The 1,951-nt window shown below is 74.8% G+C and carries 1 protein-coding gene; it reads right to left on the minus strand.

The window, feature by feature from the left end:
• Window positions 1-94: 94 nt before the first annotated feature.
• Window positions 95-1,951, minus strand: a 1,857-nt coding sequence (locus E1211_RS31890) for an ABC transporter ATP-binding protein (protein WP_132353928.1), incomplete at its 5' end; no start/stop codon positions are given.

Below are 1,951 nucleotides of genomic sequence, written 5' to 3' on the forward strand. Positions count from 1 at the left end.
CCCCACCCCCCCGTCGCGGTGATCAAGAGGTCTGCGTCACCGGAGCGGCCCGGTCCGACGCACACCTCTTGATCAACACCAGTGGGGCGGCGGGTCAGCCGGCCAGGTGACCCCAGTCGTCGGCCAGGTCGCGCCAGTGGCCCTGCGCCGCGACCGTGCCGCCGATCAACACCACCACGTGGTCGGCGCGGACCAGCGCCGCCCGCTTCGAGGTCGAGCCCACCACCGTGACCCCGTGCTCACGCAGCGCCGCCCAGAGCGCCAGCTCGGTCGTGACGTCCAGCGCGGAGGAGACGTCGTCGGCGACCAGCAGCTCGGTACGCGGCGCGAGGGCCCGGGCCAGCGCCAGCCGCTGCAACTGCCCGCCGGAGAGCCGGGTGCCCTTGTGCCCGATGAGCAGGCCCAGCCCGCCGCCGGCCGCGGCCAGGTCGTGTTCCAGCTGGGCGGTCGCGACGGCCGCCGCCGCGTCGACCTCGTGACCGAGCGCGATGTTCTCCGCGACCGTGCCGGAGAGCACCCGGGGCAGCTGTCCCACGTACCCGACCTGGTTCGGTCGCAGGAACAGTTCCGGCTCGGTGACCGGCTCCCCGTTCCAGCTCAGCCGGCCGGTGTGGTGCACGATGCCGGCCAGGGCCCGCAGCAGCGACGACTTGCCCGCCCCGACGGGCCCGACGACCAGCACCAACTGCCCCCGCTCGACGGTGAGGTCCACGTCCCGGACGGCGAGCGTCCCGTCCGTGTGCAGGGCCCCGAACCCGGTCAGCTCCAGCCGGCGCAGCGGACGCCGCGGCGGCGGCTCCGGCGCGGGCGCCGTCCCGCTCGCGAGGTCCACCCCGGGCACCGCCGCCGCGTAGTCGGCGATCCCGCTCATCGCCACGGTCCGCCGGGTCCAGACCCGCGCGGACGGGTAGTGGGAGACCAGCGAGGCGGTCGTCCAGGCGAACCAGCGGGCCGCGCCGAGGGTGGAGACGGCGACCAGCGTCGCGCCGGCGGAGAGCCCACCGGCCAGGTAGAGCGCCCACGCGCCGATCGGCAGCAGCCCGCTGACCACCGACGGGGTGGACCGTGCCCACACCTGCATGGCGATCTCCCGGCGCTGCCGGTCGCTGCGTACGGTGTCCAGCTTCGCCAGGTGGTTCAGCACCGGCGCGCTGGCGCCGGCGAGCTTCACCGTGCGGGCGGCGGAGAGCGCGGAGACCAAGGCGGTGGCGAAGGCGGCGCGGGCCTTGACGGTGCCGCCGGCGGTGCGTTCCAGCCGTGGCCCGAACAGGGTCGCCGCCAGCCCGGAGACCACCATCGTCCCCACGAAGAAGAGCGCCGGTACGACGCTGCCGGTCACCAGGGTCATCGTGACCACGATCACCAGCGAGATCAGCTGGTCCATCAGGTTGTCGGCGAGCTGCACCACCCGCTCGGTGTCACCGCCCTGGGCGACCACCTCGGCCGGGGTGTGACCGCTGACCCGGCGCGGCCCGGTCTGCCCGTGCACCAGGCGCAGGCTGATCCGCAGCATCTGGCGGATCCACCACTGCGGGAACCACAGGTTGGTCAGGTACGGCAGCGGCAGCACGACCAGCAGCGCGGCGGCGATCCCGAGGGCCGGCAGCCAGGGGTCGCCGCCGTCGACCACGTCCGCCCAGAGCCAGGGCAGCACCGACCCGTCCAGGCCGAGCAGGGTCAGCACCGTGAACAGGGCGATGGAGAGCAACCCGAACCGCGGGTCGTTGACGCCCAGCCGCAGGATCTGCCGCATGGTCCGCGCGGGTGGCGGCGCAGTGGTCGGCGGCGGGTCGGTCTTCGGTACGGCGACCGCCCGCTGCGCCGTCGCCGGCTCGACAGGTCCGGTCGGCTCGGCGAGTCCGCCTGGCTCGACGGGTCCGCTCCGCTCGACGGGCCCGGTCGGCTCGGCGAGATCCCATCCCGGGTCCCGCGCTGGCAGCAGGTCCACCCC

Origin of the sequence: Micromonospora sp. 15K316, from assembly GCF_004348525.1 — a bacterium.
Taxonomy (GTDB): Bacteria; Actinomycetota; Actinomycetes; order Mycobacteriales; family Micromonosporaceae; genus Micromonospora.